Source organism: Legionella bononiensis, from assembly GCF_016786215.1.
Taxonomy (GTDB): Bacteria; Pseudomonadota; Gammaproteobacteria; order Legionellales; family Legionellaceae; genus Legionella; species Legionella bononiensis.
Genome location: NZ_JADOBG010000022.1, coordinates 126,773 through 142,901, shown reverse-complemented (window position 1 = coordinate 142,901; position 16,129 = coordinate 126,773). Strand labels below are relative to the sequence as shown.

Sequence of the window (16,129 nt, the reverse complement as noted above, 5' to 3'; positions counted from 1 at the left end):
TTCTAGTGAGACTGGAACCCGGTAGATTTGAATATTCAGTTTGCAGGGATAATTCTAAGACTTATGATTTAATTAAACCATAGCCTCTTCTTCTGATTCTTCTTCGGAATTTAATGGAGCTGAGGTTGCAGAAGAGGGAAGCAATGCTTTTAGAAGATCATTAGTCAGTTCTCTTAATTCACCGCCTAATAAGGTTAAAGCTGCGTCCTGGCGTTGGTATTCTTCGTCCAGTTCCCTGATTTCATTAAAATCATCTAGCAGATAATCGAGGCTTTTCAGTTTTTTAAAAGTAAAATCATGAGTTAGCGTGAACTGAATGCGTTCTTTCCAGATTAATGAAATTTCAGCAGTAGCCATTCCCTGAGAGAGCAAAGTTAAAATTTCCTCAGCCGGTAATTCATATCCTTTACAATGTACTCGTTTTTTTTCATCATCAAGAGAAAACAACAAACAGTCAGATGCTAACTGGAAATCCTCAGGTAAGGTTTCAGGAGAATGAATCCACTCGGCAAATCGAACTGCCAGATTTTCTGTATGTGTAAGCGGTTCTATAGTAATTCCTGCAACGGATTTTCTTAAAAGTGATGTAAGCTGAGAGGCCTGATTGTTGCTTGATGCATTAATAATAATGCGTTTACTGACGGTATCAAGAATTGCAGGCAGTCTTTTTTGGACGCAAAATGACTTGGGCAGTAATTCAAATTCCAGGTCTTCTGCAATTTGAGCCTTTTCAGCTCGCTTCACAGTCCGGCCATGTTGTGTCTCAATCATCTGGATTTTTTCTTCAAGCATTTTGTTAATTACCCCACGAGGTAATATACGCTCTTCTTTGCCCATGCATATCAGTGCACTACCAGCAACTTCATGAACCATTTCATCTGCAAAGGCAGGAAGCCATCCATATGTAAATCGCGCATGTGGAGGACATGGTTTAAGAATTTCTTCAGCTAAAGAAGCATTTAAATCACATGCTTCATCCAATTCGTATTGATATATAAGAGCATTATTGAACCACATGTTTTATCCTTTAAATAAATTGGAAATTTTACCATGAAATAATTCATGCTGCGATCAGTATCCTGATTAATACGAAGCGTTCACGAATGTATAACATGTCAGATAAGGTAAACTGATCTGTTTTAAAGACCGCAGTTCATGGTTGAACTGCCTTTAATTCAACCTGAACTGCTCTGATCTGTTTATAAAATACAGTAAGTACCGATAGCAATTGTTCTGTTGTAGGGCAATTTAAAAAATTCAATATTCAGATTTGCTGAATAATTGCGCATCAGGAAGGAAAATAACCGCTCCTGAGTGTAGAAAGCTAATGATTTCTTGGATTTTGACGCCATTACATTAGGTATTTCAACCATATAAGTTGCATGATCAATATTTAATTTGAAAGGCAAAAGATTTTTTTCGCTAGCTTTTTCTAAAGCTCTGGGCAGCGAAATGGTTTCCATAAAGCCATAATGCAACGTGAGTTTACATACCCGTTCATCAAGACAAGCAATTTCATAGCGTTCGCTGTAATGCACGTAAGGAATATTCTCTACTACATAATTAACAATAAGCACGTTTTCAGGAACTGATCTGCTGAGTTTTAAAAAGTGAAGAAAACTTCCCCCGCTTTTATCATAAACATCAGTGATGAAAATTGCAGTCACACCCGGTAATTGGTTCAGGCTTTTATATTGCAGTTGTTTTAATATTTTTGAAATATCTTCTTTATTCAAATAGAAATTGTTTCTTAAATATTCCAATCCATACTTCCATGTGTACATGACAAAGGCGATGAATAAGGCAAAAATGACTGGAACCCAGCCACCAGTAAAGAATTTATGGAAATTAGCGCCCAAAAATGCGAAGTCTATCGCAATGAACAAACCAAAAACCATTCCAATTTTAAACTTCGACCAATCCCAAATCGATATGGCTGCATAAGCGACCATCGCATCGACCAAAAGCATGTCAATGTTGACGGCAATACCGTAGGCATGTGCTAGATTGTCTGAAGTTCTGAATGTTAGTGCAAAAAACAGAGTGCCTACAAACAGAATAAAATTAATTTGCGGTACGTAAATTTGACCTGAGTGTTTTCTGGACGTCTGGATGATGGGTATTCGTGGACATAAACTTAATAATACAGCTTGTTTGGTTAAAGAAAATGTTGCTGAAATGACCGCTTGCGAAGCAATGATGGTCGCGAATGTGGCAATGATGATTAATGGTAAATAGAACCAGCTCGGAGCGATCATATAGAAGGGGTTGCTGATGCACTCCGGATGGGATAATAAATTGGCACCTTGACCAAAATAATTAAGCAGCAGACAGGGTAGAACGATTATAAACCAACTGGCTCTTATAGGTTTTTTACCAAAATGACCAATATCCGCAAATAGAGCTTCGCCTCCAGTCATAACCAGAAATATTCCGCCTAATAACAGGTAACCGCGTAATCCTTCCTGATATAAAAAAGAAATACCGTAATAGGGATTTATGGCTTCAAGTACTAATGGAAGTTTGATGATTTGAATGACTCCCAGTATGGCTATAGTAAGAAACCAGACCATAATGAAGGGGCCAAAGAGATAGCCAATGCTTTCTGTACCCCGAGATTGAATCATAAAAAGAAAGATAAGTATGATGCAGGCTGTCGGCAGAATAAAAGGCGTGAAGGTATGTGATAAGGTTCCCAGACCTTCTACAGCACTGATAACCGATATGGCTGGAGTAAGCATGCCATCACCCAATAAAAGTCCCGCACCAAATATCGCCACAATATAGAATATTGGTTCATATTTGGTGCTTTTATGTTTCATTAACGCCAGGAGGGCAAGAATGCCTCCTTCTCCATCATTATCAGCACGAAATACAATAATTAGATATTTGTAGGAAATAATGATTATTAGACACCAAAATATGAGTGATAAAACACCCAGTACAGCGGCCTGGGTTATGGGCAGATTGGATAAGGTAACTTTTAAGGCATATAATGGACTGGTGCCGATATCGCCGTATACAACCCCAAGGGCACCTAGCGTAAGTCCGTATGAGAATTTATTTTTTTTTTCCATGGTAGTGCATGCCTTTATTTATTACCAAAATGCATTAAGTGCTAACATATAGGTCAGATAATGGGATGTGTTTTTCCCACTGACTGGAAACCAGACACCGCCAATAATACCCACATTAGAATTAAAGTTATATTCTAATGCTGGTGCAAGAGCTTTTTCTTGAAATGCACCATTACCGATATTGACATTGGTAGGTGGACTTCCTACGCTTCCAATGTCGAGGATACCATTAAAGCGTGTATTTTGCCCGTTTGAAATGTAGCCTTCCATAACAGCAACCCAGTGTTGAGTTAATGTATATTCAAATGCCAGATCATAATCATTTTCTGCGCCTAATCTGATTCTGCCATGTGTATTGGGCGTTCCACCATAACTGCTAAGCCCATTAACCCATACATTGCTACCGAATATGCGGGAAATGATGAGTCTGGTACGTAAATAATGAGTATTAAATACAGGAAGCAGGTATTGCAGGTTTAAACCCAATTGAGTCTGGTAAGCCCCAAGTCCCGTTGCATCAGTTCCCGCTAACTGAGGATTCAGATGATCATAACGTCCGGTAGGGATGGTTTCTTGCAGTAAAACACGAACGTCCATACGATTAAGCGCACCTTTTTGTTCAAATAATTGAAACCCTGCTGCAGCAGAGACATCAGTCAATCGGTTTGAATTGACACCACGTGTTGAGTTGAACATATATGGAACAGTTATTTGAAAGTCCAGCCAGTCAGTAAAGCCATGTGACAGTATCGGATTAATAATAAACGATCTGAATAGAGGGGTTCGTATGACGTTGCCTGCTGCATTATAGGCCCCATCAGTGAATACATCGATACCATAGACTTCTAAGTTGGAATGACCTTTGGGAATGGTATGCCCTGCGGGAGCGAGTAAGGGACCTGTAAACCAGGGATCTGCACATGTTAAAGAGCTAAAAAGTGATAAACATAGGATAATGAATATCTTTTTTATAGGTTGCAGCATAATTGTCCTTTTCTCCATTGCAGAAATATCATTCAATAGTGTAGATTAGCCGACTTTTGGTCTGTGGGAAATAGAAATGAGTGCTAAAATTTTTTTAGTAGCAGCAAAACAAAATACCGTATTAAGAGGGCATCCCTGGATTTTTCCCAAGGCCATTGCCCGAAATAGCGGCAAACTTGTTACAGGGAATTTAGTGGAGATCCATGGCTCGGAAGGAGAGTATATTGGGGTTGGCGTCTATAATGAACATTCCTTATATCGGGTTCGAGTTTTAGCATTAGCAAATGAGCCATTCGATCAAAGCAGTTATAAATCAATAATTACTCACAGACTCCACCAGGCACAGAGAGTTAGACAGAGTTTAAATTTACCCAGTGAACAGACTACGGCGTATAGATTATTCAACAGTGAAGCTGATGGTCTTTCTGGACTGACTATCGACAGATTCAATCAGATCTGTGTGATTTCCAGTTCAGCGTATTGGGTTGAATTGAATAAAGAACTCATTTCTCAAGCGCTTCACGAACTCCTTCCAGAAGATCAGTTGATTTGGATTTCGCAAAGCAAACCATTAGCGCAGGATGGTTGGAAGAACGTTGAAACACGGGACATTAAACAGACAGCAGAGGTTTTAGAGGAGGGAGTTAAATTTCAAGTTGAATTTGCTCATGCACAAAAAACCGGCTTATTTATTGATCAAAGAGAAAATCATAAACGAATAGCTGAGTTATCCAAAGGTAAATCTCTCCTTGATCTTTATACCTATACCGGTGGTTTTGCATTGCATGCGGCTAAAGCAGGAGCTTCACGTGTCACTGCTGTTGACAGTTCAGCACAGGCAATACATCAAGCGAAACACAATGCCAAATTAAATAACCTGACCACTATTGATTTTATCGAGGCTGATGCGCGTGATTATCTCGTAAAGGCTGGGGAATATGATATTGTTGTTCTCGATCCCCCTAAGTTAGTCCCTTCACAGCAGCATGTGCAAAAGGCAAAAAATTATTATCGTTTTCTGCACAGGGAAGTGTTTAAGAATATGAAAGCGGGTTCGCTATTGATGACCTGCAACTGTTCTTCTGCACTGTCATCACAGGAGTTTTGTACTTTGGTTAGTGCACAAGCTGGGGCTGTAGGCAAACAGGTACGAATTCTCGGAGTCTATGGTCCGGCAAGTTGTCATCCTACTCTGGCTTCTTTTCCTGAAGGTAATTATCTGACCGCGGTGTTGATGGCAGTAGTTTAAGTCGTGTCTACAGGCATGCTAATGCCTGAATTCCCCGAATCATCTAAACCAGTTCAACAAACCAGTCCAGCTCTATTCTTAGACATCTCGAGGAAAATCCGCGGGGTGTACGCAAAGAGGCTACCAATAGTCAGATGTATGTCGGAGCCTATTACTTCTGTTTATGTATAAGGGCAAGCTGGATCGGGGGATTCACATCACAAAATTTCTGCCTGAATTTTTCTGCTTCACTTTATTATAAATCATTACGCAAGTTCATTTTTAATCTACTAATCTTAAGTTAAAGACAGATAAAAAAATATTAAACAAGGATTAGTCCGTGAATACAAAATGGATAAAAGGCTGTTTAATAGTGATCATTTTAACAGGAGTTCTTATGGATTCAGTAACTTCGTATGCTGGAAATGGTCGAGGTGATGTTCATACTGTGTACCAGGGGCAGTCAGTCGATGATTTAATCATACAATATATGGATGAAAATAAGGTTCCCGGATTGACTTTAGCTATAGTACAAGCTCCTTATATTACTCGTATCGTAGGTTATGGTCTTGCAGATATCGATAGCAAGCGTCTGGCCGCTACCCGGACTGTTTTTAATATTGGACAGCTGACCAATGCCTACACTGCAGTAGCGATAATGCAACTGAAGGAAGAAGGTAAAATTCAGCTTGATGCGTCTATTTCCAAGGTTCTTCCTGAATTGCCACAACGCTGGCAATCAATAACCATCAGACAATTATTAACCCACAGTTCCGGTTTACCTGATTACACGTTGAGTACAGAATTCAATTATGCAAAAAACTATCAAACACAGGATATTCTGGCTTTAATTAATGATAAAGAACTGTTATTTAAACCAGGGACCCAGATGCGCAACAGTGCATCCAATCCTTATTTATTGGGGTTGATTATCGAAAAAGTCAGTGGGATGAGTTATCAGAATTATGTGACGAAGAATCAAATCGAACGTTTGGGTTTAAAACATACATTTTTTATCTCTGATGTTCAATCCATTTCCAATGAAATAAGCAATGGGACTCATCCTTTTAAACACAGTAATTTTCTGCACAATCCCGTATTCATTGATCCGGTTGAAACAGCCATGGGATATAGTCAATCGGAACAGGGCGTTGTTGCTGTTCCCCCTGCAACCTGGTCTGCTACCTTTGCCGCAAGTGGTATTATCGCTTCTGCTGAGGATATCAGTTTATGGGATATTGGTCTTGCGGGAGATATTTTAGTTAAAGACGCCGCTGACAGGAGTTTCTTGTACAGTGCTCCCACAATTAATGATCACTCTGTTCCTGGTAATGTGGGATGGTTTTTCCCCGGACATAAAGGATTGATGGAAATCAAAGGATCTATTCCGGGTTATTCGGCATTTTTAAGTCGGTTTACTGATCCTTCCGAGTTACTCTGCGTCACATTATTGACTAATAAAGGTAATTTACCTGATTTGGATATTTTAGCTCGTAAAATAGCGGCTTCATTTGATATCAAGCTGGGTACACCCACTGGATCTGACTGGTCTGAAACGGTGCAAAGTCCTTATTCAGTATCAGAAACACTGGATCGCGTTTCCAGCTTAATCAAAAAAAATGGAGGGACTGTATTTGCACGTATTGATCATGCATCTGAAGCGCACAACGCAAATCAGGCTCTTCCTGATACACAGGTACTCATTTTAGGTAATCCAGCTAAAGGTACTGTGTTAATGCAGACCAATGCTGCTCTTGCTCTTGATTTACCATTACGTATTATGGCAACCAAGGATGGTTCAGGGCAGGTCTGGTTAAGTTTTACGGATCCGATCAAACTCGCCAAAGAATATCATGTGGATGTGCAACAAGTACCTGAATTGAAACAAATGAGCCTTGGGTTACGGGCACTTTGTGAACAAGCAATTTCTGCTCAATCGGAATTGTAGTGGTGATTTATTGAGAAGTTACAAGGATTAGAGCAAACTATTTATTGAGAAAAAAATTAATTGGTGTGCAATTTATGGAATTCTGTTTTAATTACTATTTCTTAAGTACAGAGAAATAAATTGATTATTTATCGAATCATTCTCACAGTAGTATTAGCTGTATTTTCTTCATATTTTTATGCTGCAGAACCGACGCTTCGCGATAAAATCGGGCAAATGCTGATCCTTGGTTTTCAAGGAAAAGAAATTAATGAACATTCTCCCATTGCTGTTTCAATAGTACAGAATAATATTGGCGGAGTCATTCTATTTGATTTTAATCAACAGTCGCAAAAATTTGATAAAAACATAGAGAATCCTGAGCAACTGAAAAAATTGGATCAGCAGTTACAAGAAATCACTAAAAAAGCCAATAAATTACATCATCGAGAACATCTTCCATTATTCATTTCGATTGATTATGAAGGCGGTAATGTGATTCGATTGAGTCCTGCATATGGTTTTCCCGCAATTCCTTCTGCAAAAACAGTAGGTACCTTGTCTAAGGTTGAGGCTAAATCGATAGCAAAGCTTATGGCTGTTACCATGCAAACGGCAGGAATTAATTTGGATTTTTTTCCAGACCTGGATGTTGATATTAACCCCGACAATCTCATAATCAGTAAAAAGGAACGCAGTTTTTCTTCAGATCCTGAAGTCGTGTCACAATATGCTTCAGTAGTTACTGAGCAATTTTTGAATAATCACATTCAATGTGCTTACAAGCATTTTCCGGGACATGGGAGTTCTGTGGGAGACTCCCATTTGGGCTTTGTCGATGTCACAGATACCTGGACGGCACAAGAGTTGATTCCTTTTGCAAAGCAGCTAAGACAACCCAGGCATTGTGGGATGGTGATGATTGCTCATATTGTTAATAGAAAACTGGATGCGAAAGGTCTGCCTGCGTCACTTTCATTTGATATAATTACTGGTCTATTACGCCATGATTTAAAATTTGATGGGGTAGTGATTACTGATGATTTGCAGATGAAAGCAATTTCAAATTACTATGGCTTGCCCAAAGCGCTGACTCTTTCTATTAATGCCGGGGCAGACATGGTGATATTTGGAAATCAGTTAGTACAAAAATTTCAGGATCCTGAAGAAATCATTGATATTATTGAGCAAAAAGTTCTTTCAGGTGAAATTTCGGAACAGCGAATTAATGAGGCATATCAACGTATTGTTCGTATGAAAAAATCTCTGGGTAAATAGGGCCCGTTGACGATTACGCTATAACCTCCATCTGACGAGACTTATACCTGAATAAACCTCAATTGCTGTATGTCGTCCTCCACAGCCTCGTCGTCCTCCGCATCCCATTCTCCGTTACTCTTCGTATTCCATACCCCGTTATCCTGTGTAGTCGCTCGGAGTCTTCCGAAGTTTCCTAGTCGTCATTGGCAGTCGCTCGTCACCCTCCGCGAAGGCGGAGGGTCCATTCTTTACCATTTTGTTTGCACCCCATTCCTGTGTTCCCCAACCCTTTTAATGAGATTTGATGTAATACCTGAATATAACGTTCTAGTGGTTATTAGTACCAATGTACTTATATGAATATTTGTATATGGGTTTTCGCTATTGGACTTAGCATTCATGGACCCTCCGCCTTCGCGGAGGGTGACGGAGACGGGGATGAGTAGGGTTGTGGGGAGTCGGATGAGTAGGGTTCTGGGGAGTCGGATGAGTAGGGTTCTGGGGAGTCGGATGAGTAGGGTGATGGGGAGTCGGATGAGTAGAGTGATGGGGAATCTGATGAGTAGAGTGATGGGGAGTCGGATGAGTAGAGTGATGGGGAGTCGGATGAGTAGAGTAAAGGTGAGTGGGTTACGGTTTCCTCATATTCCTCTGCAGTCGCCCGGAGTCTTCCGAAGTTTCCTCGTCGAGTTCGGCAGTCGCTCGTCACCCTCCGCGAAGGCGGAGGGTCCATTCTTTATCATTTTGTTTGTGCCCCATTCCTGTGTTCCCCAACCCTTTTAATGAGATTTGACGTAATACCTAAATATAACGTTCTAGTGTTTATTAGTACCAATGTACTGATATGAATATTTGTATATGGGTTTTCGCTATTGGACTTAGCATTCATGGACCCTCCGCCTTCGCAGAGGGTGACGGGGACAGGGATGAGTAGGGTGACGGGGAGTCGGATGAGTAGGGTGATGGGGAATCTGATGAGTAGAGTGATGGGGAATCTGATGAGTAGAGTGTTGGGGGAGTCTGATGAGTAGAGTAAAGTTGAGTGGGTTACGGTTTCCTCGTATTCCTCTGCAGTCGCCCGGAGTCTTCCGAAGTTTCCCCGTCAAGTTCGGCAGTCGCTCGTCACCCTCCGCGAAGGCGGAGGGTCCATTCTTTATCATTTGGTTTGTGCCCCATTCCTGTGTTCCCCAACCCTTTTAATGAGATTTGACGTAATACCTAAATATAACGTTCTAGTGTTTATTAGTACCAATGTACTGATATGAATATTTGTATATGGGTTTTCGCTATTGGACTTAGCATTCATGGACCCTCCGCCTTCGCAGAGGGTGACGGGGACAGGGATGCGGAGGGTGACGGAGAATGGGATGAGAATGGGATGAGAATGGGATGAGAAGGGGATGAGGGTAGTGCCTCCATGAATTTAGGAGTAACACCACCTTTGTAGTTAAAATGTATATTGAGTATCAGGTATGAACTGATCTATCTCTATCCTGTAAACATTGCAGGACTTCATAGAAACTCAATTCACAGGATTTTAATAATACGAGTAAATGAAAGATCAGATCTGCTGTTTCATTAATCAATTCTTCTCTGTTCCGATTTACTGCCGCAATAACGGTTTCAACTGCTTCTTCTCCTACTTTTTGTGCGCATTTATTCAGTCCTTCATTTAGAAGCTGAGCTGTATAACTGTGGCTGCTGTTTTGTCTTGCTCGATCATTTATTAAATCGATTAAACCATCAAGAAAGCCCAGAGTGCTGGTTAAAGGAGGTTGAAAGCAACTGGTATAGCCAAGATGACATGCAGGTCCCTTTGGTATGACATGGATTAACAAGCTGTCTTTATCACAATCAGTGCTGATGTGGCGTATGGTCATACTGTTTCCAGAAGTCTCGCCTTTGCGCCATAACTTTTGTTTGCTGCGGCTGTATAAAGTCAGTTGTCCGCTGGACAGGGTAGCGCTTAAAGATTCCTGATTCATATAACCCAACATTAATACGGTACCATTTTCAGCATGTTGAATGATGGCGGGTAATAAACCATTCATCTTCTGCCAATCCAGAGCGTTAAGTTCAAATTCATTCATAGCCGCACCTCTATATTGTTTGCCTGTAGGCCTTGCTTCACTTGGTTTATCGATACCTTGTTGTCATGAAAAATGCTGGCAGCTAACGCACCGTTGATTGCTGTTCGACGAAATAATTCAATGAAATCTTCCACTGAACCAGCACCTCCAGAAGCAATTAAGGGTATCTGACATAAATTCTGCATTTCCTGCAACTGAATAAGGTCATAACCTGAACGTACACCATCAGATTGCATGCAATTAAGAACAATTTCACCTGCTCCTCTATCCTGGACTTCCTTAATCCATTCTTTGGTTTTTCGCCGGGAGTTAATGCTCGTCGTTTCATTGCCAGTGTATTGATACACATAGTAATCATCAACAATCCATTGACTATCAATCCCGATAACGACGCATTGAGTACCAAACTGAGCGCTTAATTCGTTAATCAATGATGGATTTTCCAATGCCGGACTATTAACAGAAATCTTGTCTGCTCCAGCATTTAGCAATGATTTGGCTTGATGTACAGTACGAATTCCTCCGGCAACAGTAAAAGGTATATTGATTGCTGCAGCAACCTGATTGACCCAGTCGGGTGAAACTGAACGCAGATCACTGCTGGCAGTAATGTCATAAAATACCAATTCGTCAGCACCTGTATCCGAGTAATGTGCTGCCAAAGGAATAATATCACCTATAATTCTGTGATTGAGGAATTTGACCCCTTTGACCACCTTGTTATCACGGACATCAAGGCAAGGTATGATGCGTTTGGTTAACATAAAAAATACCTCTTCAAGTGAACCCGGATCCGATTGAGAGCGTTCATCATGCATACTCGTGTAAACATTCAGCCAAATCAAAATTACCTTGATACAAGGTTAATCCCAGAATTGCGGCTGCGACGCCTAAAGAATCAAGAGTCGTGATATCCTCTTTATTTCGAATCCCTCCTGACGCTTGCCAGGAAATGTTCGGGAAACGTTCTACCGCTTGTTGATACAGGATAAAATTAGGTCCAGACATCATTCCATCACAGGCGATGTCTGTACACAGTACGTCATTTATACCCAATTGATGATAATAACCAACTACATCCCAGAGATTACTTTGGCTAGTGACCTGCCATCCATTAATCGCTGGAACCGGAACGTCGTTATCAATACGCACATCAAGAGCCAGAATAATGTGTTCTGGATTAATTTCCTGAATAATCTGCGAGGTAAGTTCCGGATTTGAAATCGCGATGCTGCCAATCACCAGATGGGAAATACCGGAATCAATGCATCGTTTTGCCTGCTCAATGGTTCGAATTCCCCCTCCGGCCTGAACGGAGATCCCACTGCCCATCATGGCGCAAATTAAAGGTAGTTGCTGCATGGCACCCATACGAGCACCATCCAAATCGACTATATGTAAACGTTGTGCTCCTGACTTTTTGAAATACAAAGCACGCTCAACTGGCGGAATATTAAATTGAGTTACCTGATCAAACTGTCCCTGTTTTAAACGAACGCAAGTCCCTGCCTGTAAATCAATTGCTGGAATAATTAACATACAGCCTCCAGAGATAAGAAATTTTTAAGTAAAGTAAGTCCAATCCCGGCCGATTTTTCCGGGTGGAACTGCATTCCATAAACGTTATTTTTGTTAACAATTGCTGTGAATTGCTCATTGTAATCGCATCGAGCCACAGCGTGGTCATTGGCTTTTAACGCATAACTATGGACAAAGTAGACATAATCACTCGGTTTTAATCCCTCTTGTAATGGAGATTCTGTCCGCCATTGCAATTGATTCCATCCCATATGCGGAACAGGAGATTCATGTGTTCTACTTAATAACTCAGCCCGACCAGGAATTAATCCCAAACAGTCAATCATCCCTTCTTCACTGAAGTCTAAAAGCAATTGCATGCCCAGACAGATACCCAGTAAGGGTTGGTTCAAGCGAGTAATAACCTCCACCAGATTATGGTCACGTAAAGCATTCATACCATAAGTTGCAGTGCCCACTCCGGGTAAAATCACATGAGATGCTTGCTGTATTTCCTTGCTATCATGGGTTAACTGATAATTGACTTCCAGACGTTTCAAAGCATTAACCAGTGAAGTCAGGTTATTGCCACATACATCGATTACAGCAATCATAACATCCCCTTGGTTGAGGGGAGTGTTTCACTGGTTCTGGCGCAAGCCTGTCTCAATGCTCTTCCCAATGATTTAAAGCACGCTTCGATCATGTGGTGGTGATTGGAACCGGTTACAGTCAGGTGAATGGTTGCACCTAAAGCACTGGATAAGGAGTGAAAGAAATGCGGGATCATCTCCGTAGCCATACCACCAACAAACTCGCGGCTGAATTGACCATTGAATTGACAAAAGCTTCTACCACTAATATCAATTGCTATAGAGGCAAGGGCTTCATCCATAGGCAAGGTAAATCCGTATCGATTGATTCCCCATTTGTCACCCAGTGCTGCTTTAATTGCTTCACCTAAAGCTATCGCAGTGTCCTCAACCAGGTGATGATCATCGACTTCCACATCGCCCGAAGCCTGGAGATTCAGATCGAAGCCACCGTGTTTTGCGACCTGTTCGAGCATGTGATTAAAAAATGGAATGGGGGTTTTAATCGCACTGGTTTGATCACTATCCAATGTTATTTTCAGTTGAATTTGTGTTTCATTTGTTGTTCGGGTAATGTTGGCGCTACGACGAATATTTAATAGGGATTCTGCAATATCATCCCATGAGTGTTCTTTAGATATGGGAAGAAATTTTAATCCTAAATTATCCGCTAATTCTCTATCGGTATCTCTATCGCCAATAACCCAGGAACTGGATTTATCAACAGGCATATCCCTCATAAACTGATCCAGCAATCCAGTTTTAGGTTTTCGGCAATTGCAATTATCTTCGGGCATATGAGGACATATATATATTTCATCAAATAATATGCCCTGGGAAGAAAACAGATCGAGGGTAAATTCATGACAAATCGCAAAATCCTCTTCTGGAAAGTTGGAGGTGCCAATTCCATTTTGATTGGAAACCATAATGAATTTGAACCCCGCTTTTTTGAGCTGAAGTAGAGCAGGGATTACTCCCTGCGTCAGTTTAATCTTTTCCAATGAATCGACCTGGTTGTCAAAGGGCTCTTCAATTAAGGTACCATCACGGTCAATAAATAAGATCTTTTGCATAATTTAATCCTGAAACATTATTGATAAAATTGGATAGGGAGGCAATGAGTAATTCATTTTGCTCTGGATCACCCACTGTGATGCGTAAATGATCGTGTAATAAGGAAGAAGGGGGGAAATCTCTTACAGCGATGTTGTGTTCCGCGAACCAGGCAGTTAATTCTTTAGCATACTGTGATTTAACAAGTACGAAATTGGTTTCAGAGGGATATACTTTTTCAATCACAGGACTGTTGTTTAATAATTGAGTGAGCTTTTGCCGTGAACTGCGGATGCGCTCGATAACCGATGGAAACCAGTTCGTGTTATCTAATGCCTGAGCAGCTAATTCAATATTTGCGCTCGGAATGATATAGGGCGCAATAATTTTATTGAGTGCTTCTATAACCTGACCCTGAGCGATGATGCTGCCAAGACGAAGGCCTGCCAGGCCGCATGCTTTAGATAATGTTCTTAATATAACCAGATTTTCATAACGATTAAGCAAGGATACGGCGCTTTTTGTTCTTGCAAACTCGATGTACGCTTCGTCAACGACGATGACTGAACGGTTTGCATAAAAGTCACAAGTAGCAGCAATCAGATCCAGGTCGATTAAATTTGCTGTTGGATTATTCGGACTGCAAAACAGGATGATTTTACAATTGGATTGCCACCTGTTTTTAATCTGTTCTAATGAAAGACTAAAGTCATCAAGAGGGTTCAGTGGACAGTTAATGAGCTCAGCTTGTTGCAAACGGACATAAAAGGCATACATAGGGAAAGTCGGAGGAAATTGCATGAATGCATCTTGACCTGCTATTAAAAATAGGCGCGTTACCAAATCTATACCGTCATCACTGCCTCTGGTCAGTACAATTTGATCTTTATCGACCTGATAGCGTTCAGCTAACCTGGCCTGTAATTGAGCTTGCAAACGAGTATCCGGATAAAAATTCAGAGACATGGTGCCGTTTGAGTTAACAGGACACCACGGTAATTCATTGGCATGAAGTCTGAATGTGCACTGTTCTCCACCAGGTACATAATTCTGGCTGTTTAACAACTCGGGTCGTATTAAGTTAAGTATGGACATTTAAACCTCCAAGACATTGAGTCTGATTTGTATTGCGTTTGCATGAGCATCCAAACCTTCGATTTGAGCCAGAGAAACAGCCGCCGGACCTAAGTTTTTGATACCCTCCTGGTTAATTGATTGCACATTAAAACGAGTTAAAAAATCAAGAGTACTTAAACCATTATGATTTTTTGCATAGCCGTTTGTAGGCAGTACGTGGTTGCTGCCACTGACGTAATCGCCCATGGTTTCTGCAGCCCATGAACCAAGAAAGATTGTTCCTGCTGAATTAATCTGACTGACCCATGACTCAGCGTCGTCCCGGTTAATAATTAAGTGTTCTGGTGCATAGTTGTTGATAATCGCCAGCTGTTCCGTTTTGTCTGAGCAGAGAATGATTCTGCTTTTGGACAGTGACTGATTAATAATTGAAGATCTCGATAATGTGACGGACTGCAGTTGTATCTCTTGATTGACCGCGTTGGCAAAATCTGAATTCTCGCAGATTAAAAAAACCTGTGAGTCGGTACCATGCTCTGCCTGAGCCAATAAATCTGCTGCTACGAATGAAGGATTGGCTTGATTATCAGCGATGATCATGACTTCAGATGGCCCTGCTGGCATATCTGCAGCTGCACCACAAGGATCGATGGAGACCAGACTTTTGGCTTCGGTAACGAAACGATTCCCCGGTCCAAATAGTTTATCCACTTTAGTAACGCTTTCTGTGCCATAGGCCATGGCTGCAATTGCCTGGGCGCCACCTAGAGTATAGATGGTTTCAATTCCGCATAATCGGGCAGCAACCAATAAATGAGGATTGATTTCTCCGTTTGCGTCTGGTGGAGTACAAAGTACTTTTATTGGACATCCCGCGATCCGAGCGGGTATCGCCTGCATTAAAAGAGAGGATATTAATGGGGTCTTATTTCCCCCTGGTACGTATAAACCTACTTTTTGAATGGGTCTGTACGTAGTACGAATATGAATCCCTTGAGCTGTACAGATGCTCTGCTCTTCAGGTACTAAAGACTGGTGATAGGTGGTTATTGTCTGTATCGCTTGATTCATGGCCGAAAAAACGTGCTGATTGATGGTTGCGTTCTGGATTTTTTGTTGCGGCACTTTCAGTTGCTTCAAACAGGCTCCATCCAGTTTTTGCGTTAACTCAAATAATGCCTGATCCCCGGTAGATTGTACCTGTTGAATAATTTCCAGAACTTTATTTTTGACTGAATCAGCCTCTAAGGGTCGGGATAAGCACTGTGCTCGTTCAGAAGGTGATAACAATTGCCAGTTTGTAATGGTTAACATCGTAC

The 16,129-nt window shown here is 41.1% G+C and carries 13 protein-coding genes; 3 read left to right on the top strand and 10 right to left on the bottom strand.

Translation table 11 applies throughout. The features are described from left to right. Positions 1–72: 72 nt before the first annotated feature. The 3 genes from IZU94_RS14410 to IZU94_RS14400 form a co-directional block, all read right to left on the bottom strand. On the bottom strand, positions 73–1,017 hold the full coding sequence (locus tag IZU94_RS14410; RefSeq protein WP_203112060.1) for a recombination-associated protein RdgC: 945 nt from the start codon (positions 1,015–1,017) through the stop codon (positions 73–75). A 182-nt stretch (positions 1,018–1,199) separates the two neighbouring features. Then, on the bottom strand, positions 1,200–3,077 hold the full coding sequence (locus IZU94_RS14405; protein WP_203112058.1) for a potassium transporter Kup: 1,878 nt from the start codon (positions 3,075–3,077) through the stop codon (positions 1,200–1,202). Positions 3,078–3,098: 21 nt separating this feature from the next. Next, complete coding sequence (locus IZU94_RS14400; RefSeq protein ID WP_238400451.1) at positions 3,099–4,061, bottom strand: hypothetical protein; 963 nt, start codon at positions 4,059–4,061, stop codon at positions 3,099–3,101. A gap of 76 nt (positions 4,062–4,137) precedes the next feature. On the opposite strand from IZU94_RS14400, the gene IZU94_RS14395 reads away from it, so the two are divergent. From IZU94_RS14395 to IZU94_RS14385, 3 genes are all read left to right on the top strand, one after another. Next, a complete protein-coding gene (locus IZU94_RS14395) occupies positions 4,138–5,310 on the top strand; it encodes a class I SAM-dependent rRNA methyltransferase (protein WP_203112053.1) in 1,173 nt (390 codons plus the stop codon). A 376-nt stretch (positions 5,311–5,686) separates the two neighbouring features. Then, complete coding sequence (locus tag IZU94_RS14390) at positions 5,687–7,237, top strand: serine hydrolase (RefSeq protein ID WP_203112050.1); 1,551 nt, start codon at positions 5,687–5,689, stop codon at positions 7,235–7,237. A 120-nt stretch (positions 7,238–7,357) separates the two neighbouring features. Beyond that, positions 7,358–8,494 carry a glycoside hydrolase family 3 protein gene (locus IZU94_RS14385; RefSeq protein WP_203112047.1) on the top strand — a complete coding sequence of 379 codons (1,137 nt, stop codon included), beginning with the start codon at positions 7,358–7,360 and terminating at the stop codon, positions 8,492–8,494. Positions 8,495–9,942: 1,448 nt separating this feature from the next. Here the strand turns inward: IZU94_RS14385 and hisIE are convergent. Genes hisIE through hisD form a run of 7 tightly spaced genes read right to left on the bottom strand, consistent with a single transcriptional unit; the run spans position 9,943 to position 16,124 of the window. Next, positions 9,943–10,566, bottom strand: a complete 624-nt coding sequence (gene hisIE, locus IZU94_RS14380) for a bifunctional phosphoribosyl-AMP cyclohydrolase/phosphoribosyl-ATP diphosphatase HisIE (protein ID WP_203112044.1) — start codon at positions 10,564–10,566, stop codon at positions 9,943–9,945. Next, the gene (hisF, locus tag IZU94_RS14375; protein WP_203113365.1) at positions 10,563–11,330 is read right to left on the bottom strand and encodes an imidazole glycerol phosphate synthase subunit HisF; all 768 of its coding nucleotides are present in this window, start codon (positions 11,328–11,330) and stop codon (positions 10,563–10,565) included. Before hisF ends, hisIE begins: the two co-directional genes overlap by 4 nt. A 46-nt stretch (positions 11,331–11,376) precedes the next feature. Further along, positions 11,377–12,105 carry a 1-(5-phosphoribosyl)-5-[(5-phosphoribosylamino)methylideneamino]imidazole-4-carboxamide isomerase gene (locus tag IZU94_RS14370; RefSeq protein ID WP_203112041.1) on the bottom strand — a complete coding sequence of 243 codons (729 nt, stop codon included), beginning with the start codon at positions 12,103–12,105 and terminating at the stop codon, positions 11,377–11,379. Further along, on the bottom strand, positions 12,099–12,698 hold the full coding sequence (gene hisH / locus IZU94_RS14365; protein ID WP_203112038.1) for an imidazole glycerol phosphate synthase subunit HisH: 600 nt from the start codon (positions 12,696–12,698) through the stop codon (positions 12,099–12,101). Before hisH ends, IZU94_RS14370 begins: the two co-directional genes overlap by 7 nt. After that, positions 12,695–13,753, bottom strand: coding sequence for a bifunctional histidinol-phosphatase/imidazoleglycerol-phosphate dehydratase HisB (gene hisB, locus IZU94_RS14360; protein WP_203112035.1), 1,059 nt, complete (start codon positions 13,751–13,753; stop codon positions 12,695–12,697). Before hisB ends, hisH begins: the two co-directional genes overlap by 4 nt. Continuing rightward, the gene (hisC, locus tag IZU94_RS14355; RefSeq protein ID WP_203112033.1) at positions 13,731–14,828 is read right to left on the bottom strand and encodes a histidinol-phosphate transaminase; all 1,098 of its coding nucleotides are present in this window, start codon (positions 14,826–14,828) and stop codon (positions 13,731–13,733) included. The genes hisB and hisC overlap by 23 nt, the downstream gene beginning before the upstream one ends. After that, positions 14,829–16,124 (bottom strand): histidinol dehydrogenase, encoded by a 1,296-nt coding sequence (gene hisD / locus IZU94_RS14350; RefSeq protein WP_203112031.1) that lies wholly within the window; start codon positions 16,122–16,124, stop codon positions 14,829–14,831. It lies immediately after the preceding gene. Positions 16,125–16,129: the final 5 nt, after the last annotated feature.